18 protein-coding genes and 1 other annotated feature are annotated in these 26,637 nt (G+C 41.9%); all 18 genes read right to left on the reverse strand.

Annotated features, from left to right (window positions below):
• Positions 1 to 182 precede the first annotated feature (182 nt).
• The 18 genes from HMPREF9186_RS01630 to dapB all read right to left on the reverse strand — a co-directional run bounded on the left by HMPREF9186_RS01630 (position 183) and on the right by dapB (position 26,629).
• Positions 183 to 1,955, reverse strand: a complete 1,773-nt coding sequence (locus HMPREF9186_RS01630; RefSeq protein ID WP_009731080.1) for an ABC transporter ATP-binding protein — start codon at positions 1,953 to 1,955, stop codon at positions 183 to 185.
• Between the two features lie 13 nt (positions 1,956 to 1,968).
• Positions 1,969 to 3,708 carry an ABC transporter ATP-binding protein gene (locus tag HMPREF9186_RS01635; RefSeq protein ID WP_009731081.1) on the reverse strand — a complete coding sequence of 580 codons (1,740 nt, stop codon included), beginning with the start codon at positions 3,706 to 3,708 and terminating at the stop codon, positions 1,969 to 1,971.
• A gap of 179 nt (positions 3,709 to 3,887) precedes the next feature.
• A complete protein-coding gene (locus HMPREF9186_RS01640; protein ID WP_009731082.1) occupies positions 3,888 to 4,340 on the reverse strand; it encodes a hypothetical protein in 453 nt (150 codons plus the stop codon).
• Positions 4,341 to 4,487: 147 nt separating this feature from the next.
• On the reverse strand, positions 4,488 to 4,931 hold the full coding sequence (locus HMPREF9186_RS01645; RefSeq protein ID WP_009731083.1) for a hypothetical protein: 444 nt from the start codon (positions 4,929 to 4,931) through the stop codon (positions 4,488 to 4,490).
• A 250-nt stretch (positions 4,932 to 5,181) separates the two neighbouring features.
• Positions 5,182 to 5,550: a 50S ribosomal protein L7/L12 gene (rplL, locus tag HMPREF9186_RS01650; RefSeq protein WP_003016256.1), complete on the reverse strand. Its 369-nt coding sequence runs from the start codon at positions 5,548 to 5,550 to the stop codon at positions 5,182 to 5,184.
• 76 nt (positions 5,551 to 5,626) lie between these two features.
• A complete protein-coding gene (gene rplJ / locus HMPREF9186_RS01655; protein ID WP_009731084.1) occupies positions 5,627 to 6,127 on the reverse strand; it encodes a 50S ribosomal protein L10 in 501 nt (166 codons plus the stop codon).
• A gap of 38 nt (positions 6,128 to 6,165) precedes the next feature.
• Positions 6,166 to 6,300 (reverse strand) — a sequence feature (ribosomal protein L10 leader region).
• 61 nt (positions 6,301 to 6,361) lie between these two features.
• A complete protein-coding gene (locus HMPREF9186_RS01660) occupies positions 6,362 to 7,159 on the reverse strand; it encodes a formate/nitrite transporter family protein (protein ID WP_009731085.1) in 798 nt (265 codons plus the stop codon).
• Between the two features lie 166 nt (positions 7,160 to 7,325).
• A complete protein-coding gene (locus HMPREF9186_RS01665; RefSeq protein ID WP_009731086.1) occupies positions 7,326 to 8,027 on the reverse strand; it encodes a glucosaminidase domain-containing protein in 702 nt (233 codons plus the stop codon).
• Between the two features lie 147 nt (positions 8,028 to 8,174).
• Positions 8,175 to 8,777: a ribosome biogenesis GTP-binding protein YihA/YsxC gene (gene yihA, locus HMPREF9186_RS01670; protein ID WP_009731087.1), complete on the reverse strand. Its 603-nt coding sequence runs from the start codon at positions 8,775 to 8,777 to the stop codon at positions 8,175 to 8,177.
• An 11-nt stretch (positions 8,778 to 8,788) separates the two neighbouring features.
• Entirely contained in the window at positions 8,789 to 10,021 is a 1,233-nt protein-coding gene (gene clpX, locus HMPREF9186_RS01675) for an ATP-dependent Clp protease ATP-binding subunit ClpX (RefSeq protein WP_009731088.1), read from the reverse strand.
• Positions 10,022 to 10,229: 208 nt separating this feature from the next.
• Positions 10,230 to 10,739 (reverse strand): dihydrofolate reductase, encoded by a 510-nt coding sequence (locus tag HMPREF9186_RS01685; protein WP_009731090.1) that lies wholly within the window; start codon positions 10,737 to 10,739, stop codon positions 10,230 to 10,232.
• A gap of 145 nt (positions 10,740 to 10,884) precedes the next feature.
• Positions 10,885 to 20,091 carry a CshA/CshB family fibrillar adhesin-related protein gene (locus tag HMPREF9186_RS01690; RefSeq protein WP_009731091.1) on the reverse strand — a complete coding sequence of 3,069 codons (9,207 nt, stop codon included), beginning with the start codon at positions 20,089 to 20,091 and terminating at the stop codon, positions 10,885 to 10,887.
• Positions 20,092 to 20,296: 205 nt separating this feature from the next.
• On the reverse strand, positions 20,297 to 21,136 hold the full coding sequence (locus HMPREF9186_RS01695) for a thymidylate synthase (RefSeq protein WP_009731092.1): 840 nt from the start codon (positions 21,134 to 21,136) through the stop codon (positions 20,297 to 20,299).
• 78 nt (positions 21,137 to 21,214) lie between these two features.
• A complete protein-coding gene (locus HMPREF9186_RS01700; protein WP_009731093.1) occupies positions 21,215 to 22,174 on the reverse strand; it encodes an ROK family glucokinase in 960 nt (319 codons plus the stop codon).
• An 86-nt stretch (positions 22,175 to 22,260) separates the two neighbouring features.
• Positions 22,261 to 22,779 (reverse strand): hypothetical protein, encoded by a 519-nt coding sequence (locus tag HMPREF9186_RS01705; RefSeq protein WP_009731094.1) that lies wholly within the window; start codon positions 22,777 to 22,779, stop codon positions 22,261 to 22,263.
• A gap of 9 nt (positions 22,780 to 22,788) precedes the next feature.
• Complete coding sequence (locus HMPREF9186_RS01710; RefSeq protein ID WP_009731095.1) at positions 22,789 to 24,657, reverse strand: ABC-F family ATP-binding cassette domain-containing protein; 1,869 nt, start codon at positions 24,655 to 24,657, stop codon at positions 22,789 to 22,791.
• Complete coding sequence (locus tag HMPREF9186_RS01715) at positions 24,654 to 25,865, reverse strand: CCA tRNA nucleotidyltransferase (RefSeq protein WP_009731096.1); 1,212 nt, start codon at positions 25,863 to 25,865, stop codon at positions 24,654 to 24,656. The genes HMPREF9186_RS01710 and HMPREF9186_RS01715 overlap by 4 nt, the downstream gene beginning before the upstream one ends.
• Complete coding sequence (gene dapB / locus HMPREF9186_RS01720) at positions 25,862 to 26,629, reverse strand: 4-hydroxy-tetrahydrodipicolinate reductase (RefSeq protein ID WP_009731097.1); 768 nt, start codon at positions 26,627 to 26,629, stop codon at positions 25,862 to 25,864. The genes HMPREF9186_RS01715 and dapB overlap by 4 nt, the downstream gene beginning before the upstream one ends.
• Positions 26,630 to 26,637: the final 8 nt, after the last annotated feature.

Raw genomic sequence — 26,637 nt, forward strand, 5'->3', positions numbered from 1 at the left:
GAAATCGGTAATTTGTTAGAATTCGATTTCGTCGTCCCACCTCCTCACAGTTGAGTAGGGCTGTATAAGTTGATGAAATCAGCGTAGTAGAGCTCACTCAACCACTGCGTCTTGCACGACAATCCAACATCAAAAAGAGGCTAGGACTTTTGTCCCAGAACCTCTTCAACAAACAGTCATTCCTAGCTTTCATTGTTGGAAAACTGACTGTTATACAATTCGTAATAGAACCCTTTGTCTGCCAACAAGGATTGGTGATTCCCTTGCTCAATGATTTGGCCATCTTTGAGGACAAGGATTTTATCCGCTTCTTGAATGGTCGACAAGCGATGGGCGATGACAAAACTGGTCCGTCCCTTCATTAAGTTCTTCATGGCTTTTTGAATCAAGAGCTCTAGACGCGTATCAACGGAAGACGTTGCTTCATCCAAAATCAAGATCTTTGGATCAGCAAGAAGCGCACGCGCAATGGTTAAGAGTTGCTTTTGTCCTAGAGAAATATTACTAGACTCCTGGTTCATTTCCATGTTGTAACCACCAGGCAGGGTCCGGATAAAGTGATCAACATTGGCTGCCTTGGCAGCTTCTACAATTTCTTCATCCGTGGCCTCCAGATTCCCAAAACGAAGGTTTTCCTTGATGGTCCCTTCATACAACCAAGCATCTTGAAGTACCATCCCGAATTGCTTGCGGTAATCCTGACGGGATATATGCCGAATGTCATGACCGTCCACTGTGATGGAGCCCGCTGTCACATCGTAGAAACGCATCAGCAAATTAATGAGGGTTGTTTTCCCAGCACCGGTTGGTCCAACAATGGCCACCATTTCACCCGGTTTGACCTCTAAATTGAAATCACGAATCAAAGGTTTGCCCGCTACATATTGGAAATCCACATTTTTAAAGCTCACTTGACCAGTCAAATCTTCACTAAGAGCCTCTGTGACCTCTTCTTCATCCGGTTCATCCATGACTTGGAAAATCCGATCCAGCGATGATTTGGCACTTTGTAGCTGACCAGCTAACTGGGTTAAATTTTGAATGGGTTGATTGATCTGCCAGACATATTGAACGAAAGCCTGCATATTCCCGACCGTCAAGCGGCCAGCCAATACTTGCAGACCTCCCATTAAAGCGACCACCAAGTAGGTCAAATCGGATATTCCATTCAGAACTGGCATCATCAAACCTGAAATGAAATTAGCCTTGAAACCAACCTTTTGTAAATGCTGGGTAATCGCATGAAATTCTTCTTGTGAAGATTCTTCTCGTACATAGAGCTTGAGGACGTTAAAGCCTGTCAAATTCTCTTGGACAAAACCGTTCATAGCTCCTAGAACATCTGCTTGCTGCTTGAAGTAAGGCTGTGATTTCTTCATAATATAACGGGCACTCAAGTAGGTGATTGGAATTGATAGAATCACCACCAAGCCCAATTGAAGGTTCAAATAGAGCACCATGCCGATGACAAAAAGCAAGGTAAAGACGGCATTAACAATCTGCAAAAAAGATTGCTGCAGGGCATTGGAGACTGTTTCGACGTCGCTAGTAAAACGCCCTAGGAGGTCCCCGAACTGATGACGGTCAAAATACGACACAGGAAGCCGATTGATTTTATGAGATAAGTCATTTCTCATATCCTGAATTGTTTTTTGAACAGCATTGGTCATGAAATAGTTGGAATAATAAGAACCTAATTCGTAAAAGACTCCACGAATCAAATACAGCGTCATAATGATCGCAATATAAGTAGCATTCAGACTAGCTCCAGGTACTCCATTAGCCATTTCCAAGAGATTTTGAGTCAATTCTGTAATCGCAAGCCCTAAAACAAAAGGTTCTACGACACTCATGACCACACTGATGATTTTTAGAAAAATGGACAAGCAAACTTCAAATCGATAAGCTTTCAAATAGGTCCATAGTCGACTAAAACTATTTTGTTCTTGTTTCATTTGCTTCTCCTTTCTATTCTTCCGTGAGGGATGGGCTACTATTTAGCTGGGAATTAGCAATTTCGCGATAGATTTCATTGCTTTCCATCAACTCTTGGTGCTTTCCTCGACCTACGATTTCACCTTGATCCAAGACAATAATTTGATCTGCATCCATGATGGTGCCCACGCGTTGGGCAACGATCAAGACTGTTGCATCTCCTGTCACTTCTTTCAAACGCTTGCGCAAGGTGGCATCCGTCTTGTAGTCCAAAGCAGAGAAGGAATCATCAAAGATAAAGACATCCGGATGTTTGACGACAGCACGGGCAATGGACAAGCGTTGTTTTTGCCCTCCTGATAGGTTACTTCCGCCTTCTGCTAGATGCGTGTCGAAACGATCCTCCCGACTATCTATAAATTCTTTAGCTTGAGAGATATCAGCTGCTTTTTCCAACTCTTGCACAGATGCATCTTCTTTTCCGTAGCGAAGATTCTCTGCAATGGTCCCTGTAAAGAGCAGAGCCTTTTGTGGAATAAAGCCAATCTTTTGACGAAGGGCCTTGAGATTGTAATCACGTACATCCACACCGTCGACCAAAATCTTACCAAGAGTGACATCGTAGAATCGCGGAATCAATTGCACAAGTGAAGACTTCCCTGAACCGGTCGAACCGATAAAGGCGATGGTTTCACCTGGTTTCGCTTTAAAGGAAATATTGTGCAGAACCGGACTCTCTGTCTCACCTGGATAGGCAAAGGTCACATTGTCGAATTCCAAATAGCCATGTGTTGCTGTTTCTGTCACACCATTTTCATTGGGATCAATCGAAATGGGCATATCCATGACTTCCTTGAGACGACGGCTAGAAACCGCTGTACGAGGATACATGGTGAAGAGATTGGCTAGGAAAAGGAAGGACAGAAGCGCGTGGAAACTATACTCGATAAAAGCAACCAGATCCCCAATTTTCAAACTGCCATCATGAAGAGGATCCAAAGCAAACCATACAATCGCCACAATCATAGCAATAATGATCTGTACAAATAGAGGTTCTGTTAAACCGGTTAATTTAAAGAGCTTATTTGAGTTTTCTGCGTAGACGTCATTTTCAGCCGCAAATTTATCTTCCTGGAAATCCTCCCGAGCAAAGGCACGAATCACTCGAAGTCCAGTTAAATTCTCCCGAGCAAACTGATTCAGCCGGTCCAAGGTCTTTTGTTGCTTCTCAGAAAGGGGACGTGTATTCACCGCCACATACCATACAACGACCGCAAGGAAGGGAACCGATACGGCTACAATCCACGCTAGAGAAGGGCTGGTTGTCAGAATCAAGAGGATACTTGAAGCCATCATCAAGGGTGTAATAACCCCCATCTTCAACATAGAATCGGTAAATTGCATCAAGACAAATGCATCCGAGGTGATCCGAGTGACTAAGGATGAGACCCCGATCTGTTCATACTCGCGATGGGAATACTCCTGTAGTTTTGCATAGAGATCATTGCGCATGTCCCGTACCATGGTAGTAGTCAGCTTTCCTACTGCATATGACAAGACAATCCGTCCCAAGATCCCTAGCAAGATGATCACAAACATGATCCAACCCCAGAAATACAGCCGATCTACATCACGCGGATTAATTCCTTCGTCAATCATCCGAGCTAGGATCGTTGGCAATCCCAAATTGACAACGACAAAAAGAACCGCTGAAAATAAATTCAGGGCTAGCCACTTGGGATACTTTTTCAAGTAAGACCAAATATAAAGCATAGGCAACTCTCCTTTTTCATAAATTATATCCCTAAGCACACAGAAAAGAGGGAGCGAGGCCGAATAAATTTTAAGCAAAATTTAATCCTGCCCCAATCCCATCTGTAGTCACATTCATTATACCAAACCCTACCCAAAAGTAAAGGAAAAGAACAGGTTCTCCCTGCTCTTTACTTGCTTTATTTAGTGCGTTTAAATTTAGCGTTTTTGAACATTTCTAAAGTAGCTGCACTATCTGAGCTATCTTGATCAGATAAATCAAAGGTAAATACGTCGCCTGAAACCTTATATTTAATCTTTTCACCTTCACCTGTTTTAGCTTGGAATGTTTTAGCTTTTTGGTCTACTTTTACTTCATAAGATTGGTCCATCTTATTCCCCAAAGCTTCACCTTTGATGCTAATGCTACCTTTTTTATCTTTGATAGTAACAGAAACTTCTAATTTAACTTGATCAAGCAAGGCTTCTACAGATGAGTCTGTTACCCCTTGTTCTCCAAGAATTTCCTTCACTTCAGATTTTGCAGGTTTATAGACATAAGTCCCATTATCACTCTTGCTACTACAAGCGACTAAAAGAACTGCTGCAAAAACGGCAACAAAAGCTAAAAGAATGCGTTTAAAGTTTTTCATAACTTCTCCTTTTTAGTTAGAATATCCCTATTATAGCAACATTTCCAATCCACCGCAATGAAAGTTTATAAATGTCATATTCTTGTAATATTTCTTGTATCAACAAAGAAATAGAATAAGGCGGAATTTAAATCCCGCCCTGATTGCTTATTTAACTTTTTTGAACTTAGCAATTTTCATGTAGTTATTAAACATGTCTGTGTCACCCATCAAAGAATTCTTCACATCCTTAATCGTTAACACATTTCCTGAAACTTGATAAGTAATTTCCGCTTTTCCATACTCATTTTCTGAGACAAGTGTTTTAGCTTTTTGGTCTACTTCCAACTCAATCACTTGATTAACATTTTGACCACCTGCATTCGTGTCTACTTTCATCTCACCTTTCTTATCATTGATTGTAATCGAAATAGTGAATGAGTAATTATCACCTATCAAAGATTGAAATTCACTTGGCATAATATCTTTGATTTCATCCTTAGTAGGCTCAAACACATATGTCCCATTATCGCTTTTAGCGCCACAAGCTACCAAAAGGACGGCTGCAAAGACAGCTACAACAGCTAACAAAAGACGTTTAAAATTTTTCATCATCTTCTCCTTCATGATATGATTTATAGCCATTATAGCAACAAATCAGAAACATCTCAAGGGAATAAATTAAATGTAAAATGATTGTAACATCATTAAAACTGCACTATTTAGTAGGGTTGAGAGAAAATAAAGAGAGCTACACATGTTAGCTTTATAAAAGCAATCTATTCACATTCTATCATCATTATTTTCAACGACAAAAAAACCGAGGCCTAAACCTCGGTTTTCATTTTGATTGGAAACTCGATTATTTAAGAGTAACTGAAGCTCCAGCTTCTTCCAATTTAGCTTTGATTTCTTCAGCTTCAGCTGTAGCAACACCTTCTTTGATAACGCCAGGTGCTCCATCAACAAGTTCTTTAGCTTCTTTAAGACCAAGACCTGTGATTTCACGTACAACTTTGATAACGCCGACTTTCTTGTCGCCTGCAGATGTCAATTCGATATCGAATGAATCTTTAGCAGCACCAGCGTCAGCAGCACCAGCTGCAGCAACAGCTACAGGAGCAGCTGCAGTTACACCAAATTCTTCTTCGATAGCTTTTACAAGGTCGTTCAATTCAAGGATTGAAGCTTCTTTAATTTCAGCAATAATGTTTTCAATGTTCAATGCCATTGTTATTTCCTCCAAATAAGTTTTTATATTTTATGTTTTTGTTTTTTGTAGCTAGGCTACGCTGCGTAGCTTAGAATTAAGCTGCGTCTTCTTTGTTGTCTGCAACCGCTTTGACTGCAAGAGCAACGTTGCGCACTGGCGCTTGAAGTACAGAAAGGAGCATAGAAAGAAGTCCTTCGCGGTTTGGAAGAGTTGCAAGAGCAAGGATCTCTTCTTTTGATGCGACAGCGCCTTCGATTGCACCACCCTTGATTTCAAGTGCGTCAGCAGTTTTAGAAAAATCGTTCAAGATTTTCGCTGGTGCAATAACATCTTCGTTAGAAAATGCTACAGCAGATGGTCCAACAAACACAGATGCAAGATCTTCAAGTCCAGCTTTTTCAGCTGCACGACGCAAGATTGAGTTTTTAATAACTTTAAACTCAACTTCGCTTTCGCGAAGGTTGCGACGGAGAACTGTATCTTGCTCAACTGTCAAACCGCGAGAATCTACAACGACGATTGATGCAGCAGCTTTCATCTTTTCGGCTACTACGTCAACTAGTTCCGCTTTTTTAGCAATAATTGCTTCACTCATTAGTGTGTTCACCTCCGTAATTATTTTGCTTGGGGAATTTTTCCAAAAGAAAAACGCGCCCAAACCTAGACACGAAAGTACAATACGCTTCTTTTCATTGATACGTTTTGTCCTCGGTAGGATTCTTATGAGTCGAGCTCCCCTACTGTCTTAGGCAGTTTTTTCAAACCGTTAATTAGTTTATCACATAAAAAAAAAGAATGCAAGTATTTTTGCAAACTTTTTTAAAATTTTTTAATCCTTATAGATAGTCTTTGTACGATTGAGCCATGCATAGGCCAAGCCCATGATCACTCCTCCTCCTACCCAGTTACCAACAAAGGTAACAGCATAATGACGAAGAACATTGAAGAACTCTAAGTGAGGCAAATCTTTAGATATGGAATTAAAAGTAGCTAGTGAGAAAGAAGCAAAGTTTGCCGCAATGTGTTCATTTGTAAGAAATACAAACATATAAATTGCTGACAAAGCCAAAAGAACTTTTGCTGTTTCGTCTTTAAAGAAAAGGTAGGACAAAATCGCTACGTTAACGAAGATGTTTGCAATAACTCCCTCGAAGAAAACCAATTGATTCGAACGTTGAAGCTTCATCTCAACAACCGATCCAAGGAAGCCTTTTGGATTTAGGTTTGCAAATGCACTTGTCTGTCCAAAGAGGAAAGCCAGAAACAAAGCACCGACTAAGTTAAAGAATGTACAATAGAGTAAAATTTCTAAAGCTTTCTTCCAATTAATCTTCTTTAAATAAACACCAGCAGTAAGGTACATCATATTGGAAGTCGTTAACTCACTATTTAAGAAAAGTAAATAAACCAATCCCCAAGCAAAAATAAATGGAAACAAGAAACGACCAGAACCTGGCAAAAAGGTATTGAGAAGATCTGCCCCAACAATCCCTACTGCAGTACTCATTGTCAGAAATGCACCCGCAAACATGGAGCGAACTGCATAACGAGCTTTAGAAGCTGTGTACAGTTCTTCCTTCTTCTGACATGCTGCTTCTACCTTAAGAACAAAATTTGATTCTCCCATCTGAATCTCCTTGATTAAAAATTTTAGTTTTGTGAACTAATTCATTATATCATAGATAAAAAATTCTGAAAAGGCTTTCAGGAAAAAAGTTGCAAAAAAATATTCGATTTAAATCAATGTAACCAAAAAAATAAAAAAACAGGCACCTGCCTGCTTTTCTTTTACATTAGTACAAACGGTTAGCCCATGCGATATCCAAATTGAGGATTTCTTGAGAAGTGAACTGTTGGCGATAAGGATTATAAACTGTACCTGTGATACCACCTTGAACGTTTGGAGAATCATATTGAGTCAAATTATAGGTTTCAATGATATTGTTTAATTTTGCATAGTAGCTTGTATCTGTCGCATAAACACCCGTCAAAGCTGCTGTTGCATCTTGATAACTAGATGTATTGCTTTTCCAAGCTCCTGCAAAATGGCCTTGTTTCAAAACAGCTACATAGTCTTGTAAAGATTCATAGTAGGATGGATATGAACGGAAGGCGTCATTAATGGTATAAGCATTTCCAGCGCCGTCATCTTCCCAGGTTTGCATAACAGCGGATTGACCTGCATAACTACCTTTAATACCAAAAAGGTTGTAATGTGGGTAGGAAGAAAGTCCAGACTGTCCTGCTCCACTTTCTAAAAGTGCTTGTGCAATCATAACAGAAGCATAAAGATCATTCTCTTGTCCAAGCTGACGAGCAGACTCTCCAATTTGTGAGATAAAGGCTTCATTTGGATCAGAATAAGCCTGGTAAGTACCATCATTCGCTCCAACGGAGGTTATATGCTCACTCATAGCAGCTGCAAATGTTCCAACTGCTAAAACAGAAACAAGCACTCCAAATATTTTCGTTTTATTACGTATTTTCTTTTTCATAATTCAATTTATCTCCAATAAATTTTTATCATCTTTTATCTTTATAGAAATTATACCATATAAAAGAAAGAAAACAAGATATTTTTATTACACTTGTATTACAATTGCGAGATAAATCCAAAACAAAAATGACATTTTCATGTCATTTCAATTTATTTCGTAAAAGGCGTTTTCTAGGATAGCATCCCAAGACTTCTCTAAACCTTCCTTCGTTACAGAAGAAAAGATGATAAAGTCATCAGATGGATCAAACTCTAATTTTTTCTTGATAATAGATTCATGCTTGTTCCATTTTCCGCGTGGAATTTTATCTGCTTTGGTTGCTACCAAGATCACAGGGATTTCATAGTATTTTAAAAATTCATACATCTGAATATCATCTGCAGAAGGTTCATGACGAAAATCGACCAGACTGACAACGGCTTTTAGATTTTCACGGCTGGTCAGGTATTCTTCAATCATGCGTCCCCACTTCTCCCGTTCTTTTTTAGAGACACGTGCATAGCCATAACCAGGTACATCCACTAAGCGTAATTTATCATCGATATTGAAGAAGTTTAACAACTGAGTTTTACCTGGTTTACCAGAGGTTCTAGCAAGATTCTTTCGATTTAAGAGAGTATTGATAAAAGAAGACTTGCCGACATTTGAGCGACCGGCAAGTGCAACTTCTGGAATCTCATCTTGAGGATAATGACTTTTATTCGCAGCGCTTAAGAGAATATCCGCATTATGTGTGTTTATTTCCATATTTAATCTTTCTATGCAGTTTCAAGAACTGGTTTTTCTGTTCCGTCAACTGCTTCTTTTGTGATTCGGACAAGTTTGACATCTTCTTGACTAGGAATTTCAAACATGACATCCATCATGGTTTCTTCGATAATCGAGCGAAGTCCACGAGCTCCTGTTTTTCTTTCGATGGCTTTATTAGCAATCTCTTGAAGGGCTTCATCATCGAATTCCAATTCAACATTGTCATAAGAGAGCAAGGTTTGGTATTGTTTTACCAAGGCATTGCGTGGCTCTTTTAGAATACGGACAAGATCCTCAACTGTCAATTGTTCAAGAGCTGCAAAGACTGGAAGACGGCCAATCAATTCTGGGATAATACCGAATTTTTGAATATCTTCTGCAACAATTTCTTGCATGTAAGAGCTGGATTCATCGATGGCTTTATTGTTCTTACCGAAACCGATGACTTTTTCACCGAGACGCTGCTTAACAATTTCTTCGATTCCGTCAAAGGCTCCTCCTACGATGAAGAGAATATTCTTGGTATCCACTTGAATCATCTCTTGTTGTGGGTGTTTGCGTCCACCTTGAGGTGGTACACTAGCGACAGTTCCTTCGATGATCTTCAAGAGAGCTTGTTGCACTCCTTCACCAGAGACGTCACGTGTGATAGAGACATTTTCACTTTTCTTAGCGATCTTATCAATTTCATCGACGTAGATGATGCCTCGTTCTGCACGCTCGATGTTGAAATCAGCTGCTTGAAGAAGTTTTAAGAGAATATTTTCAACGTCTTCACCCACATAACCGGCTTCTGTCAAGGCTGTTGCATCAGCAATAGCAAATGGGACATTCAAGCTACGTGCTAAGGTTTGGGCCAAGAAAGTCTTACCTGAACCAGTAGGTCCAATCATGAGGATGTTTGATTTTTGCAATTCAACATCTGTCTCGTCTTCGCGCGTATCGTGGAAGTTAATGCGTTTGTAGTGGTTGTATACCGCTACAGCAAGGGCACGTTTAGCCCGATCTTGACCGATGACATAGTGGTTTAAGATATTGAGCAATTCGATTGGTTTTGGAACTTCGCTAAGGTCAGCAAGGACTTCTTCAGCAAGCTCCTCCCGGATGATTTCTTGAGCTAACTCTACACATTCATTACAGATAAACGCATTGTTCCCTGCAATAATTTTTTGGACTTCATCTTGGCTCTTTCCGCAAAATGAACAATAAACCATCATATCATTATTTTGATTCGTTGGCATGTATTTCCTCTTTCTGTCATTTTCTGTTTCTATTTAGTTTAAAATAAGGTCATGTAAAAGGCGTGAATGGAATTCACAAGATTGTTAAAAGCATTTAGTAAGAATAAAATAGCGAGGCCAAACCGTTTTTTACGAAAGGTTTGTAAGGCACAAATCAAACAGATGACACACAAGACAGCTGTAAAAAAACCAAAGACACTTCGCTCCATTAATCTAAATCCTTTCTCTTGTAATAGTTGACCGTGAAATCGTATGGATTTTTCTCATCTTTTAAATGGGAAACTTGACGGACTCTTTCATAGTGACTCTCTTCAAATTTTGGTGCCAAAGCGTCTCCATCAATAGTTGCATGAATCACAGTCTGGATCAACTCTTCTAACTGATCAGAAAATAGCCTTAAAATCTGACTCCCCCCAATAATATAAAGATTCTTGTCCTGGTTTCGATACCAGTCTAAAACTTCTTCTTTGCTGTGCATAACAAGAACAGCGTCATTTTCAGGATCATAAGCCTGATCTTGGGTTAAGATAATGCTGGTCCGCCCCGGTAAAACCCGCTTATTCATTCCATCAAAGGTCACTCTTCCCATGAGAATCGCTTGCCCCATGGTTGTTTCTTTGAAATGCTGAAGCTCTGCTGGCAGATGCCAAGGCATAACTTGGTCTTTTCCAATAATACCATTTTCAGTCTGAGCCCAGATACCAATAATCTTTTTCATTCTCTCATCCTTTACACTGATACTTCTATTTTATCAAATTTTCTTATAAAAGACTGATTTCAACTATCTGGTTTAGAAGATATTTTTTAAATATAAACAGAAAAAACCGCGAGGATTTCGCGGTTTTTCTTAGCCACAATTTAGCTTAGTCTTCTTTTTTGCGTTTTGCAAATCCGAATAATGAGAGACCTGCTAAAGCACTAAAGATTGCAAGACCAGCAGATGAAGATTCTTTTGTTCCTGTATTTGGAAGTTGTGCAGTAGGATTTTGTGGATCGATATACTTCACTTCTTCTTTCGTTTCTGGAACGATAGGAATCGTTGGCTCTTCTGGTTTTGGTTGTGGAGTAGGCTGTGGTTGTGGTGTAGGTTGCGGCTGTGGAGTAGGCTGTGGTTGTGGCTCTGGTGTCGGAGTTGGATCCGGCGTTGGAGTTGGTGTCACAGTCTTCTTGTAGATATGTTGAGTATTTCCATCTTTATCTACAACAGTCTTCACGAAGTCATAACCTGGGATTTCTTTCTTCGGTTGTTCCCCATCTTCTGTAGGGTTACCTGGGATAGGATCCCCATTTTCGTCTACGTATGAAGTTGTAACTTTTTCATAGACGTGTTCAGTATCACCATTAGGCAATTTCTTCGTTTCCACAAAGCGGTAACCTGGAATTTCAGCTTTTGGTTCTTCTCCATCAACTGTAGGATATCCTGGGATTTCCTTACCTTCTTTATCAACAAATTTAGTGATTGGAAGAACAGTTGGTGTGTAAGTTGCAGAAGCTTTTGTTCCATTCACATCTTCACGAACTACTGTTACTGCTGGTGCAGTTCCAGTAAATTCAGGTTCTGGAGTGAAGGTTACAGTTCCGTCAGCTGCTACTGTGTAAGTACCAACACCTGGAATTGTCTTCGTAGTTGAACCATCTTCAAAGGTTGCTGGAACTTTGTCATTCATTGGTACACGGCTATCACCTTCTGTAAAGCTTGGTTTACCTGTTTGAGTAGCACCCTTCTTACCAATTGAAGTAACTGGTTCACCTGTTGGAGCAACTGGTGTTACTGTTGGTGTGTACTTAGCTGTTACTGGTGTACCGTTCTTATCAACACGTTTGACAGTTACGCCTGTACCTGTTCCTGTGAATGATTTCTCTGGTACGAAGGTTACAGTACCATCTGGAGCAACTGTATAAGTTCCTTCACCTGGAATAACCTTAGTTGTTGAACCATCTTCGAAGGTTGCTGGAACCTCATCATCCATTGGCACACTTGGGTTACCTGGTGTGAAGGTTGGTTTACCAGATTGTGTTTGACCTTGGATGTCTGTAGTAGTCGCAGGTTCTGCTGTTGGTGTTACCGGTGTTACAGTTGGTGTGTATGTTGCAGAAGCTTTGGTTCCGTTCACATCTTCACGAACCACTGTCACTGCTGGTGCAGTTCCGACAAATGATTTCTCTGGTACAAATGTCACTGTTCCGTCTGGGGCTACAGTATAAGTACCAACACCTTCAACTGTCTTAGTAGTTGAACCATCGTCAAATGTTGCTGAAACTTCATCGTTCAATGGTACTCGGCTGTCACCTTCAGTGAATTCAGGTTTACCTGTTTGAGTTGCACCTTGTACATCTGTAGATACTGCTGGAGTACCTGTTGGTGTTACCGGTGTTACTGTTGGTGTGTACATTGCTTTCACAACTGTACCATTCTTATCTTGACGTTGAACCACGATACCTGATGCAGTTCCGACAAATGATTTCTCTGGTACGAAGGTTACTGTTCCGTCTGGTGCAACTGTGTAAGTTCCTTCACCTGGAACAACCTTAGTCGTTGAACCGTCAACAAATGTTGCAGGTACATCATCGTCCATTGGCACTGCAGGATTTCCTTCTGTGAAGCTTGGTTTGCCTGTTTGAGTAGCACCTTGAATATCAGTTGATGTAGCTGGTTCTGCTGTTGGAACTACTGGAGTGATGTATGGTGTGTACGTTGTACGTGCATAGGTACCATTTGCATCTTCCATTGAAACGCCTACCGGAAGAACTTCACCTGAGTATGCTTTGTTAGTTGGAGTGAAGATCACTTCACCTTTCTCTTTATCTACTGTGAAGATACCGATGATATCTCCTGCAGGTGAGAAGGCATCCAATTGATCAGTTGGGTTACCAGAATCATCGTAAAGTTTCAAGGTTGAAGGGTTCATTGGGGCAATTGGGTCCCCTTCTGTGAAGGTTGGTTTGCCTGTTTGAACAATTCCTTGAGGAGCTTCTGATCTAGCTGGTTTTGCTGTTGGAGTGATTGGTGTTACAGTTGGTGTGTAGGTCGCAGAAGCTTTCGTTCCGTTCTTATCTTCACGAACCACTGTAACTGCTGGTGCTTCACCAACAAAGCGTGGGTCTGGTGTGAAGGTTACAGTTCCATCTGCTGCTACTGTGTAGATACCAACAGTCGGAATTTCCTTAGTAGTTGAACCATCTTCAAAGGTTGCAGGAACTGCATCGTTCATAGGAACATTTTCATGACCTGCCGTGAAGGTTGGTTTACCTGTTTGGATTTGACCTTGCTTATCAGTTGAAGTTGCTGGTTCAGCAGTTGGGATTACTGGTGTCACTGTTGGTGTGTAAGTTGCAGTAACTGGAGTACCGTTCTTATCAACACGTTTCACTGTTACGCCTGTACCTGTTCCTGTGAATGATTTCTCTGGTACGAAGGTTACAGTTCCGTCTGGAGCAACTGTGTAAGTTCCTTCACCTGGAATGGTCTTCGTTGTTGAGCCATCTTCAAAGGTTGCTGGCACATCATCATCCATTGGGATTGCAGGGTTACCAGGTGTGAAGCTTGGTGTACCTGTTTGTGTTTTACCTTGGATATCTGTAGATATTGCAGGTTCAGCAGTTGGGACAACAGGAGTGATCTTCGGTGTATAGGTTGTTTCAGCAACTGTTCCGTTTGTATCTTTACCTTGAACCTTAACTGGGACCACATCACCTGAGTAAGATTTATCAGTTGGTGTGAAGGTTACAAGGCCTGTTTCTTTATCAACTGTGAAAGTACCAATTTCTTTACCTTCTGGTGATTTAGCAACTACAGATTCTGCTGGTTGACCATTTTCATCAAGAAGAGTAATGGTATCTTTGTCAATTGGTGCAACTGGGTCACCTTCTGTGAAGGTCACAGTTCCAGTTTGAACCACACCTTGAGGTGCTTCAGATTCAGCTGGTGTTGCAGTTGGAGTTACTGGTGTCACAGTTGGTGTGTACTTAGCAGTAACTGGAGTACCGTTCTTATCGACACGTTTAACCGTTACGCCTGTACCTTCTCCAGTGAATGATTTTTCTGGTACAAATGTTACGGTTCCGTCTGGAGCAACTGTGTAAGTTCCTTCACCAGGAATAGTCTTGGTTGTTGAGCCATCTTCAAATGTTGCAGGTGTATCATTATCCATTGGAACATTTGGATTACCTGGTGTGAAGGTTGGTGTACCTGTTTGCGTTTGACCTTGTTTGTCAGTAGATGTTGTATCTTCTGCAGTTGGTGTAACTGGTGTTACGGTTGGTGTATAAGTTGCAGAAGCTTTTGTTCCGTTCTTATCTTCACGAACAACCGTCACTGCTGGAGCTGTTCCAACGAATGATTTTTCTGGTACAAATGTAACAGTACCGTCTGCTGCTACTGTGTAAGTACCAACACCGTCTACAGTCTTAGTCGTTGAGCCATCATCGAAGGTTGCTGGAACATCATCGTTCATTGGCACACGGCTATCGCCTTCAGTAAATACAGGTTTACCAGTTTGTGTAGCACCTTGGATATCTGTAGTTTCAACTGGTGTTGCAGTTGGAGTTACTGGAGTCACAGTTGGTGTGTACTTGGCTGTGATTTCTGTACCGTTCTTATCCACGCGTTTCACTGTTACGCCTGTAGCAGTTCCAGTGAATGATTTTTCAGGAACGAAGGTTACTGTTCCATCTGGAGCAACTGTGTAAGTTCCTTCACCATCGACAGTCTTCGTAGTTGAGCCATCTTCGAAGGTAGCTGGAGTATCTTCATCGATTGGAACATTTGGATTTCCTTCGGTGAAGGTTGGTTTACCTGTTTGAGTTGCACCTTGGATATCTGTCGATGTTGCATCTTCAGAAGTTGGGACAACTGGAGTAATCTTAGGTGTGTAAGTTGTTTCTACTGTTGTTCCATTAGTATCAGCTGCTTGAACCTTAACTGGAACTACATCACCTGAGTAAGATTTATCTGTTGGTGTGAAAGTAACTACACCTGTGTCTTTATCAACTGTGTATGTACCGATCACATCACCTGCTGGTGATTTCGCTTCTACTGATGCCGCTGGTTGACCATTTTCATCAAGAAGAGTAATGGTATTCTTGTCGATTGGTGCAACTGGGTCACCTTCAGTGAAGGTTACGGTTCCAGTTTGAACCAAACCTTGAGGTGCTTCAGATTCAGCAGGAGTTGCTGTTGGGGTTACTGGAGTCACAGTTGGTGTGTAAGTCGCAGATGCTTTGGTTCCATTCTTATCTTCACGAACAACCGTTACGGCTGGCGCTTTACCTGTGAATGATTTTTCAGGGACAAAGGTTACAGTTCCGTCTGCTGCTACTGTGTAAGTACCAACGCCATCCACTGTCTTGGTAGTTGAACCATCGTCGAAAGTAGCTGGAACGTCTTCATTCATTGGTACTCGGCTGTCACCTTCAGTAAATTCAGGCTTACCTGTTTGAGTTTGACCTTGTTTACCTGTTGTTTCAACTGGTGTAGCAGTTGGAGTTACTGGTGTCACAGTTGGTGTGTAAGTTGCAGAAGCTTTGGTTCCGTTCTTATCTTCACGAACAACCGTCACTGCTGGCGCTGTTCCGACGAATGATTTTTCTGGTACAAACGTAACAGTACCGTCTGCTGCTACTGTGTAAGTACCAACACCGTCTACAGTCTTAGTCGTTGAACCATCGTCAAATGTTGCTGGAACATCATCGTTCATTGGCACACGGCTATCGCCTTCAGTAAATACAGGTTTGCCAGTTTGTGTAGCACCTTGGATATCTGTAGTTTCAACCGGTGTAGCTGTTGGTTTAACAGGAGTTACAGTTGGTGTATAGGTCGCAGAGGCTTTAGTTCCGTTCTTATCTTCACGGACAACGGTTACAGCTGGAGCAGTTCCAACGAATGATTTTTCTGGTACAAATGTCACTGTTCCATCTGGAGCTACTGTGTAAGTACCAACACCTTCAACGGTCTTAGTTGTTGAACCGTCATCAAATGTCGCTGGAACGTCTTCGTTGATTTCAACAGTCTTCTCAACGCCATCAACCGTTACAGTTCCACCCTTGAATTCAGGCTTACTTTTTTGTGTAGCACCTTGGATATCTGTTGTTTCTGCTGGTGTTGCAGTTGGTGTTACTGGCAATACTGTTGGTGTGTAGGTTGCAGAAGCTTTGGTTCCATTCTTATCTTCTCGGACAACGGTTACAGCTGGGGCAGTTCCCACGAATGATTTTTCTGGTACAAATGTAACAGTACCGTCTGCTGCTACTGTGTAAGTACCAACACCTTCTACTGTCTTAGTTGTTGAACCATCGTCAAATGTCGCTGGAACATCTTCGTTGATTTCAACAGTTTTCTCAACGCCATCAACTGTTACAGTTCCACCCTTGAATTCAGGTTTACCTGTTTGAGTTGCACCTTGAACATCTTTTGTTTCAGCTGGTGTTGCTGTTGGGGTTACTGGAACGATTTCTGGTGTGTAAGTTGTATCCACCTTGATACCGTTTGAACTTTCAGCTTGAACCTTAGCTGGGGTTACTTTACCAGTGTATGATTTGTCTGTTGGTGTGAAGGTTACTTGCCCTGTTGCTGGATCAATAGAGAAAGTACCAATTTCAGTTGTACCATCTTCAGCAAAGGCTGGTGTGCTTGAAACTTCGTTACCATCTTTATCTAGCAATGTGTAGCTATTGTCTTTAATGGTAATAGCTTTATCTTCACCATTTACTTGAACAGTAGTTCCTGCAAAGGTTGGTGTTCCTGTTTGTGTTGCACCTTGGATATCTTTAGAAGTTGCTGGGTTTGCAGTTGGAACTGCTGGCACAACAGTTGGTGTGTAGGTCGCATCTGAAGTAATGGTTGCAGTCTTACCATTAGCATTTGTAATAGTAGCAGTTGCCTGAACAGTAACTCCTTTTGCAGTACCAACAAAGTCTTTTTCAGGTGTGAAGGTCACCGCTCCTGTAGTAGGATCGATTGTATAGCTACCTTCACCTGCTACTGTCACAGTTGTTTCATCAGTTGGTTGACCAGTTGCGGGATCCACCAATTTCTTGCTTGTGATTTTAGCAGTCTTATCATTACTCAAATCAAAGGTTGGTGTTTGGGTTTGAGGAACGTTTTGAACATCCGCAGAAACCTTGTCTGTAGGAGTCACTGTGATTGGTGTGACAGTTGGAGTGTACTTAGCTGTTGCAGTCTTGATGTAGTCCTGTTGGATCTTACCATCTTTATTTCTACCAACTGGCGCTGACAATGAAACATCCACACCTTTGGCTGTACCAGTAAAGCTTGGGTCTGGAGTGAAGGTTACTTCACCCGTTGAAGGATTAATCGTATAAGTTCCTTCCCCTTCAACTGTTACAGATGGCGCATCAGTAGTGAGACCTGTGGCAGGATCCACCAACTTAGCAGGATATTCTGCACTTGGAGTGATTGCAATCTTGTCACCATTTGAGTTAGTCGCAGTTGTGTTAAAGGTCGGAGTTTCTTTTTGAGTCGCACCTTGAACATCAGTCGAAGTTTTGTCAACTCCTTCGATTTCAATTGGAGTGACTGTTGGAACGTATTGACCATCCATGGTATTCAACTGACCATTAATGTTTGGTTCTTGATCTGGGAATTTTGTTGACCAACCAGTATCGTAACCGTTGTTATCTGAACGACGGATAGAAATACCATCAGCTGTTCCAAGGAAGTTATCTTCTGGGATAAATTCAACGTCTACGTCCTTACCATTGGCAGTAATCTTGTACTTACCTTGTCCTGGAACGACATAGTAACCATCCGCATCAAGAGTTGCTCGGTTACCATCTTTATCAACGATGTATGGTTCTACCGTTTCGTCAATAACGGCACTAGAATTAAGCTCATACTTGTGTTCTCCACGTGCTGTAAAGGTTACAGTTGCAGTTTGCTTCGCCCCTTGAGGACCACTTGTTTCCTTGAATTCCCCTTTTGGTGGGTGCGTAATTTGAGTTCTGAAGTCTTCCACTTCCCCTGAGAAGGCCATACCAGTTGGGCTCTCAATCTCGGTAGCTTTCTTGGCAATACGAACACGAGCACCTAGTTCTTTAACGCTAGGGTCGATATAAGTCTTGCTATTTGCAAAGGTCAACTCAACAGTGCCATCTTGTGTAATTGTAGCGAGATTTGAGCGTTCATCCTCATCGAATTTACCATTTTGGTTAAAGTCTACCCAACCATAGATATGTGCTTCTGAAGCTCCATCTGTATGAGCTTCTACTGTCAGCTTGTAATTACCTGGGCGTGTACGGTCCATCTTGATCATCTCATTGGTTGTACCTTTAAGCTCATCTGGAAGCAATTGGTCAATTCCTTCATCGGCCGTAGTTGCCTTATCATCACCGAACCAGTCAAGAGAAGTATTTTCATCCATATCAGGACTCACGTTACCAAGATACGGTTGATTTACTTTAGCTCCAGTAACACCGTCTACAGTTGCAATGGTATGCATAGCTTTTCCGTATGACTCAGGAGCGTCCCCTTCATCAATTGGGAAGAATCCTAGCATTGCTGACTGTTTACCACCTGAAGCGACATAAAGCCCCACTTCAGAGGCACCACGCGTCATAACGATTGGAACAGTATAATTACCTGCAGAAATGTTAGGTCCAAAGATACCGGTTCCTAGACCACCTGTAACTTGGTCAGGATTTCCAAAATACTTCCAAGCTACTGGTTTCTTTTCTGGTCCAACTTCAGTAGATCTACGAAGTTGGTTTAAGTTGGTATTATTAAATTTAGGATTAGGTCCAAAAAGATTTTCAGTATCTTGTGGTGAATATGTTTCAGAAGTACTTGGTCTGGTATACTTTTTCCATTCTCCAATATGCTGCCAACCTTGTCCGTTGGTAGTGAACATAACTAATTCACCTGGGTTAGCAGACTCCCCATCAGCCATAACAATAGCTGGCTTAACTGTCTTACCTCGGAAGGTTGCAGAGATTTCAAACTGAACTCCAATATTTCCACCATTCAAAGCTGAACTTATGGTAGTCTTCTTGGTTTTCGTATCAATATTCTCAAATCTGATTTCAGTCCAATTATTTTGGGGATCAGCGATGACTTTGGCTTCTTCACCATCGTTAAAAGCTTGCTTAGCAGCATTTGAAGTGACTCCACTTACATAACCATTTTTTGCATTTGGATCATAGGTTGCTTTTTCTGCTTCTGTAGCCCCTTGATTTTCCATCCGTTTCTTATAGATTTCAGTCGCTTGGAATGGTTTCAAGGATTTGACTTTTACAGTAACTACATAACCAGGCATGATTTCCTTGGTATAGGTAGACCCAACTTGAAGAGCCATTTTTTCTTCTAAGTTCTCAGTTGGTTTAACTTCACTTTTAGGAACTAATACTGTAGTAGTTCCTGTCCAGTTAGCTACATCTCCAAAGTCCAACCATGAGATCTGGCTAGCCATAGATTTGGCATCAACATTTGTTGTAAAGCCAGGTTTTTCAACTTTTGGAGTTGAAGTTGCATCCTCAACATCATCTGCAATCAAGTTTGGATCATTGGCATCACCCAATGCACGGCGATTACGACGTTTAGGACCAGAAGTTTCTGCTGTCACAGCAGTAGTTTCAGTAGCTGGAGCTTCGACACCTGCAGCTACTTCTTTTTTCTTATCTGTTGTAGTTGCTTCTGCTGCCTTGTTTGCTGGCGTAGTTGCTTCTAATTTTGGTGTTGCAGTGGTTGATGTTGCTGGTGCAGTCGAGGCTGCAGACGCTGCTGTGCTTGTGCTACTTGCTTGACTAGTTGAAGCAGGCGCTGTTGAAGTTGCGGCTGCCGTAACAGCTGGGCTTGCTTCATACGTTGTCGCTGCTGTACTAGTAGTTTCAGCAGTTGATGTTGCTGAAGTTGCTGTAGCTGTTGACGCTTCAGGCGCCTCTGATGCTGCCGTAACAGCTGCTACACTTTCACTCGTCGTATCTGTATTTTCTTCTGCGGCTGCACTTGCTGCTGTACCAACCATAACAAGTGTTCCCAATAGTACTGAGCAAACACCCACATTCAGTTTACGAATTGAGAATCTGCTAATACGATCATTAAATAAGTCTTTCCCCATCTAATGGACCTCCATTTTTTTCTATAGTTTAACTTTCTTTTTTTATTGAATAGTTTTCTTCCAAACCTTATCTATTTTAACAAAACACGAATGATTTTCAAAACATTTTGACTCAAAAATGAGTAAAAATTTATAGCTTTATTCGTTTTAAATTCAAAACTATTTTCCTATTAAATAAAGGGCTTGAAAAACCTTTATTTTATCACTAAATCGCAAGATCGAACTTTAATTGTGGCTTCACTGGATCGTAATCGACCAGTTCAAAATCTTCTGGTTTGATGTCAAAGAAATTGGTTCCATCTGGCACATTCAAGACCAGGTGCGGTTGACAATCAGAAGGCTCGCGACGGAGCAATTCTTCTGCCTGTTCAAATTGATTATCATAAATATGAAGATTATTAATAAAGTAAAAGAATTTTCCGACCTTCCAGCCAAAGTGTTTGGCAATCATCATCTGTAGCGCTACATACTGCATGGCGTTGATATGGTGGGCCACCAACATATCATTCGAACGTTGGGTTAAGGTCGCATCTAGATAGATTTCTCCTTCCACGCGCCTCACGTCAAACATGGTTTGGAAAGCACATGGCAGAAGACCTTCTGTCTCTTCAAAGGCATCATAATCCCAAAGCGAGATAATATTGCGGCGATTCCAGGGATTGGCTTCTAATTGTTTGAGGATTTTATTGGTAATGTCATGCTTTTTGACCACCGCACCATAGCGCTGACCGATGGTACGACTATCCCCTACTTCCCAGTCATTCCAATAATGGACATTGTACTTTTCTTCTAAGACATCTAAACGATTGGACTGGTCTTGGTAAATCCAGAGCATCTCTTTGATAGCTGATTTAATAGCAATAGGACGAAGGGTCGTAATGGGAAACTCGCCTTTTGCAAGATTAAACTCCATAAAGGCACCCGTGATGTATTTGGAGTTGGCAGTTCTACCATCCTTGTATTTAGGTCGGGCCTGTTCCGACCAAACACCTTCTTCCATGATTTTCCGAATATACTCTTTAAAAATCGTATCTGCTTTTGTCATATCTCCTCCTTTAATCTACTATTGCCTACATTATATCACAGGATAAAGAAAAAAGGAGAGGCAAATCTCCTTTTAATCTTATTGTAATACTAGAGATGCGGCACCAATGACACCGGCGTCATTTCCCAATGTAGCAAGCGCCAATTGGGTTGATTCACGTACTTGTGGGAATGAATTTTCTTCAAAGACCTTGCGCACGCCATCCAAGAGGAAGTCTCCAGCAGCAGATACCCCACCACCGATAACGATCTTAGATGGGTTCAAGGTTGAACCAATATTGGCTGCAGCAAGTCCAAGGTAACGTGAGAAGTTCTTATAAACGATCAAAGCAAGAGCGTCACCCTCTTTTGCTAGATCAAAGACAGTTTTAGCGGTTACTTCTTCACCATTGTCGATCAAGATCTTCAATTGAGAGTCTCCTTCGTACTCGTCTGCATAACGACGTGTGAGGTTGACGATCCCTGTAGCAGATGCAACCGTTTCAAGACAGCCCTTTTTACCACAAGTACATTGGATTGGATCATCAAAGTCAACCGTGATGTGACCAAGTTCCCCAGCCGCACCGCGAACACCGTGCAAGAGACGACCTTCAGCGACGATACCACCGCCGACCCCTGTACCAAGTGTCATGAAGACAACATCCGGTTGGTTTTCACCAGCCCCTTTCCAACGTTCACCCAAGGCAGCAACATTGGCATCGTTATCAATGAAGAATGGAATATGAAGGGCACTTTCGATTTTTTCTTTAACGGGTTGAAGGGTCTTCCAGTTCAAGTTGTAGGCCCCGATAACTGTACCTTTTTCACGGTCAACAACACCAGGCGATCCCATTCCGATTCCTTGGAATTCAGAAGCATCAAGTTCAAGCATCTTCAAACGATGCGCGATTGATTCGATCATATCGTCGACGATATGGCTACCTTCATCCAAGATATTTGTTTTAATAGACCATTTTTCTTGAACTTCACCATCTAAAGTGAGGATAGCAAACTTGATGGAAGTTCCTCCAAGGTCAATACCGATAATTTTTTTAGACATCTGTAACTCCTTTCAAACTTGTAAACACTTACAGTTCTATTATATCAGACTTTTAGGCAAATGCAAAGGTTTGCACGTAACTTTTCTTAACTTTTTAGCAAGAGGCTGAAGGATTGAAATCCTAGAAGCAGGAAAATCAAACCAATAATATTCAGGAGAATGACACTGATTGATAATGGACTGACAATTAAGAACAAGCCGATAAAGAGCTGCACCAAGGCAAAGAAAATATAGCGCTTGGAAAGCTCTTCAATCTTCTTGGAATAGAAGTTGGCTTTTCGGAAATTTAAAATAGAGCGATAGATCAGCCAAATCCCTAAGGTGACTGGGAAGACAATCGGTAAGGTCTTGTAGCCATATAGTAGTAAGTAAACCGCGAACACCAAGGCAACCATACTGTGAAAGAGCTGTTGCTGCTTGATAATACCTGACTGACGCAATCGGTAATAGCGTGAAAAACGTGAAAATGAAATTAAAAAGAAGCCACAGGAGATCAACCAGCTAAAAGAGCCGATGTGCTCAATTGGATTGATAAACAAGACAATACCAATAATGGTAAACATAGTAGCTGAAATTCCAAGGGATATCCGATTCAATTGATTCATAGGGCCTCCTTATTCATCCAATTCACTTAGGTAATCATAACGATCATACTTTTCAAGTAGTCGCTCGTTTTCCTGATCCAGTTCTTTTTGAAGGGCTGACAACTTGCCAAAGTCAGAGCCGTTTTCATTCATCTCCACTTCAATCTCTGCAATTCGATTTTCAATCGCTTCGATGTCTGCTTCAATACTTGCCCACTCTTGCTTCTCCATGTAGCTCATGCGCTTCTTCTCTTCTTTTGGCTTGACAGGCTTCTCTTTTTCAATCTTTTGACTAGCCGTTACCTGGGCTGCTTCAAAGGCTTTTTCATCTAAATAATCCGTATAATTGCCAAAGAACTCACGAATGCCCCCATTTTCAAAAGCCAGGATCTTGCTAGCGACCTTGTCTAGGAAATAACGGTCGTGACTAACGGTAATGACTGGTCCACCAAAGTTTTGAAGGAAGTTTTCCAAAACCGTCAGGGTAGCGATATCCAAGTCATTGGTTGGCTCATCGAGGAGAAGCACATTGGGTTTTTCAATCAAGAGTTTCAAGAGAAAGAGGCGCTTCTTCTCCCCACCGGAGAGTTTTTCGATCAAGGTTCCATGCATAGAGCGTGGGAAGAGAAATTGCTCTAAGAGATCTGCGATCGAAGTTGTTCCGACAGTCGTCTTCACTTCCTCAGCAACTTCCTGGAGGAAATTAATCACGCGTTTGGTCTCATCCAAGCCATCGATCTGTTGAGAGAAATAAGCCACCCGCACTGTTTCCCCAATAATCACTTGCCCTGACTGAGGCTGGAGTCGCTCGGCGATCAAATTAAGCAGGGTTGATTTGCCGACGCCATTATCCCCAACGATTCCAATGCGGTCCTTATTTTGCACCAAGAGGTTAAAGTCCTGTAAAATCGGCTTGTTTTCAAAAGCAAAACTCACATCTTTAAACTCAATGACTTTCTTTCCGATCCGGCTGGTCTCAAAGTTCATCTCTAGATCCGTCTGGTTGCTTTGACCAGACAAGTCTTGTTTGAGATCATGGAACCGATTGATCCGTGCCTGTTGCTTGGTCGCACGCGCCTGGGGTTGCCGCCGCATCCAGGTCAACTCCTGCTTATAGAGTTGCTGCTTCTTGTGAAGAAGGGCTGCATCTCGCTCATCTTGCTCAGCCTTTAAGCGGACATAATCCTGGTAGTTGCCTTGATACTCAATCAAACTAGCTCGATCCAACTCAAAGATCCGTGTTGAAATATTATCTAAGAAATAACGATCATGGGTAATGAAGAGCACGCTTTTCTTAGAGTTCTTCAAGAAATTGGTCAGCCATTCGATGGTATCAATATCTAGGTGGTTGGTCGGCTCATCTAACAAGAGCAGGTCGTGATGAGACAGCAAAACCTGGGCCAGCTGTACCCGACGACGCAAGCCCCCAGATAGATCTCCAACTTTTGCATTCAAGTCCTCAATTCCAAGTTTTGAAAGGACTGTCTTGACCTGACTCTCGATTTCCCAAGCATTGAGCGAATCCATCTCCGCCATGACCTTTTCAAGACGTGCTTGGTTCTCTTCTCGGTAATCCGCCATCAAGAATTCATAGTCGCGAATCAGTTGCATTTCGCGCAAATCGCTAGATAACACCGTATCCAAAACAGTCTTTTGATCATCAAAGTCTGGCTCTTGCGTCAAGTAACCAATCGTATAATCACTCTCGGCAGAAAAAGGACTCACATCTCCATCAAAGCCAGAGCGACCAGACAACACATCTAACAGAGTGGTTTTTCCAGTCCCATTGACCCCGATCAATCCGATCCGATCCAAGTCGTGAATAATAAAGGAAATCTCACGAAAGACGGTCTTATCTCCGACAGATTTGGTTAATTTATCGACAATAAAATCGCTCATTTTTCCTCCTTTTTTGCTTGCTGGATATAGGCAATGATGGCTTCTTTTTCATTGGCCAGTTCCCCATCGACAATGGCATATTCGATCTTTGTCAAAACCTCACCTAAGGCTGGACCAGGTTGGAAGCCATATTCTTTGATCAACATACCGCCATTAACCACAACCTCATGCTTATCATGAATGGTCAAGCTATCATAGACACGCTCAATAGCCAAATAATCCACACTCAAGGCATACGCTTCCCGAAGCTCTTCAGCCACTAGCAACAAACGCTTCTCATACTTGTAGCAAGCACGCTTGTCTAGACTTCCTTTTTCTCTAAGCTTAAGAATCTCCACGATCTGCTCCACCGTCTTGGCAAAGTCTCTTGAGGTCTTCCATTTCTTAAAGAATTTTGGAATGTCTTGGATGTCTAGTGCTAAAACCAGAGCAGCCCAAGCTTGCTCAGAAGTTGAAAAGGTAAATTCAAGCTCTATGTCAAACAAACGCTCAAGTGCTTCTTTGCGATCCTTCATTTCTGGTAGATAGTGATAGGCTTTGCTTGCAAGCATGGCCTCCAAGCCTTGTCTCCAGTATGGAGAAAGTAAGAGCTTATCAAACTCGATGAAGGTGCGCTCAACAGAGATTTTCTCTAGCAAAGGAGCACACTCCTTCATAGCATCAAAGGTTGCTGCTTCTAATTCAAAGCCAAGACTGGCTTGAAAACGAAAGCCTCGCATGATGCGGAGCGCATCTTCGTTAAACCGTTCATGAGGAAGTCCAACGGCCCGAAGGACCTTGTTTTCTAAATCTGCTAACCCCTGAAAGAGGTCAACAATCTCTCCTTTTTCGTTTAAGGCAAAGGCATTGACGGTAAAATCGCGGCGCTTCAGGTCTTCTTCTAGTGAGCGGACAAAAGACACGGAGCTTGGTCGGCGATAATCAACATAGACATCCTCCGTCCGGAAGGTCGTAATTTCATATTCTTGACCATTTTCAAGAACCAAGACGGTCCCGTGTTCGATACCGATATCTACTGTTCGATCAAAAATCGCCTTTGTTTCCTCTGGATAAGAGGAGGAAGCGATATCGACATCGTGAATCGGACGATCCAAGAGAGCATCTCGGACAGATCCTCCCACAAAATAGGCCTCAAACCCAGCTGCTTTAATCTTCTCTAATATTGGTAAAGCCTCCTGAAACTCAGAAGGCATCTTTTTTAATCTCATAGTAAGTGTTCCAAACCATATACAAGCTCATGACGCTTGATAACTTCTTTAATCCCTAGATTTACTCCTGTCATGAAGGAACCACGATCATAGGAATCATGACGGAGAGTCAAGCCTTCGCCTTGGCTACCAAAAATCACCTCTTGGTGAGCCACTAGGCCAGGCAATCGAACCGAATGGATGCGCATCCCTTCAAAATCTGCCCCTCTTGCTCCAGACATCAACTCTTCTTCGTCTGCTGCACCTTGCTGGATTTTCTCGCGCTTCTCAGAGATCAGCTCAGCTGTCTTAATCGCTGTTCCACTAGGTGCATCTTTCTTCTTATCATGGTGCAATTCGATGATTTCCACATTTGGGAAATACTTGGCAGCTTGCGCTGCAAATTGCATCAAGAGCACAGCTCCAATAGCAAAGTTCGGAGCAATCAAGCCACCCAATTCCTTTTCACGCGAAAGGTCTGTCAATTCCTGAATCTGCTCAGGTGTAAAGCCAGTTGTCCCTACAACAAGCGCAAAGCCATTTTCAATTGCAAAGCGAGTATTTTCATAAGCGACTTTTGGCATGGTAAAGTCCACCCAAACATCTGCTTCAAGACCCACGACATCTTCTTTGCGGTTAAAGACAGGGACTCCTGCGACGTCAGTCTCATCTGTGAATGGATCGATCAAGCCAGCTAATTCTAGCTCAGGATCTTCAGAAACCATCTGGTAGGCTGCTTGTCCCATTCTTCCCTTGAAACCTGCGATAATGACTTTAATTGACATAGAATTCT

This window comes from Streptococcus sp. F0442, assembly GCF_000314795.2.
Taxonomy (GTDB): domain Bacteria; phylum Bacillota; class Bacilli; order Lactobacillales; family Streptococcaceae; genus Streptococcus.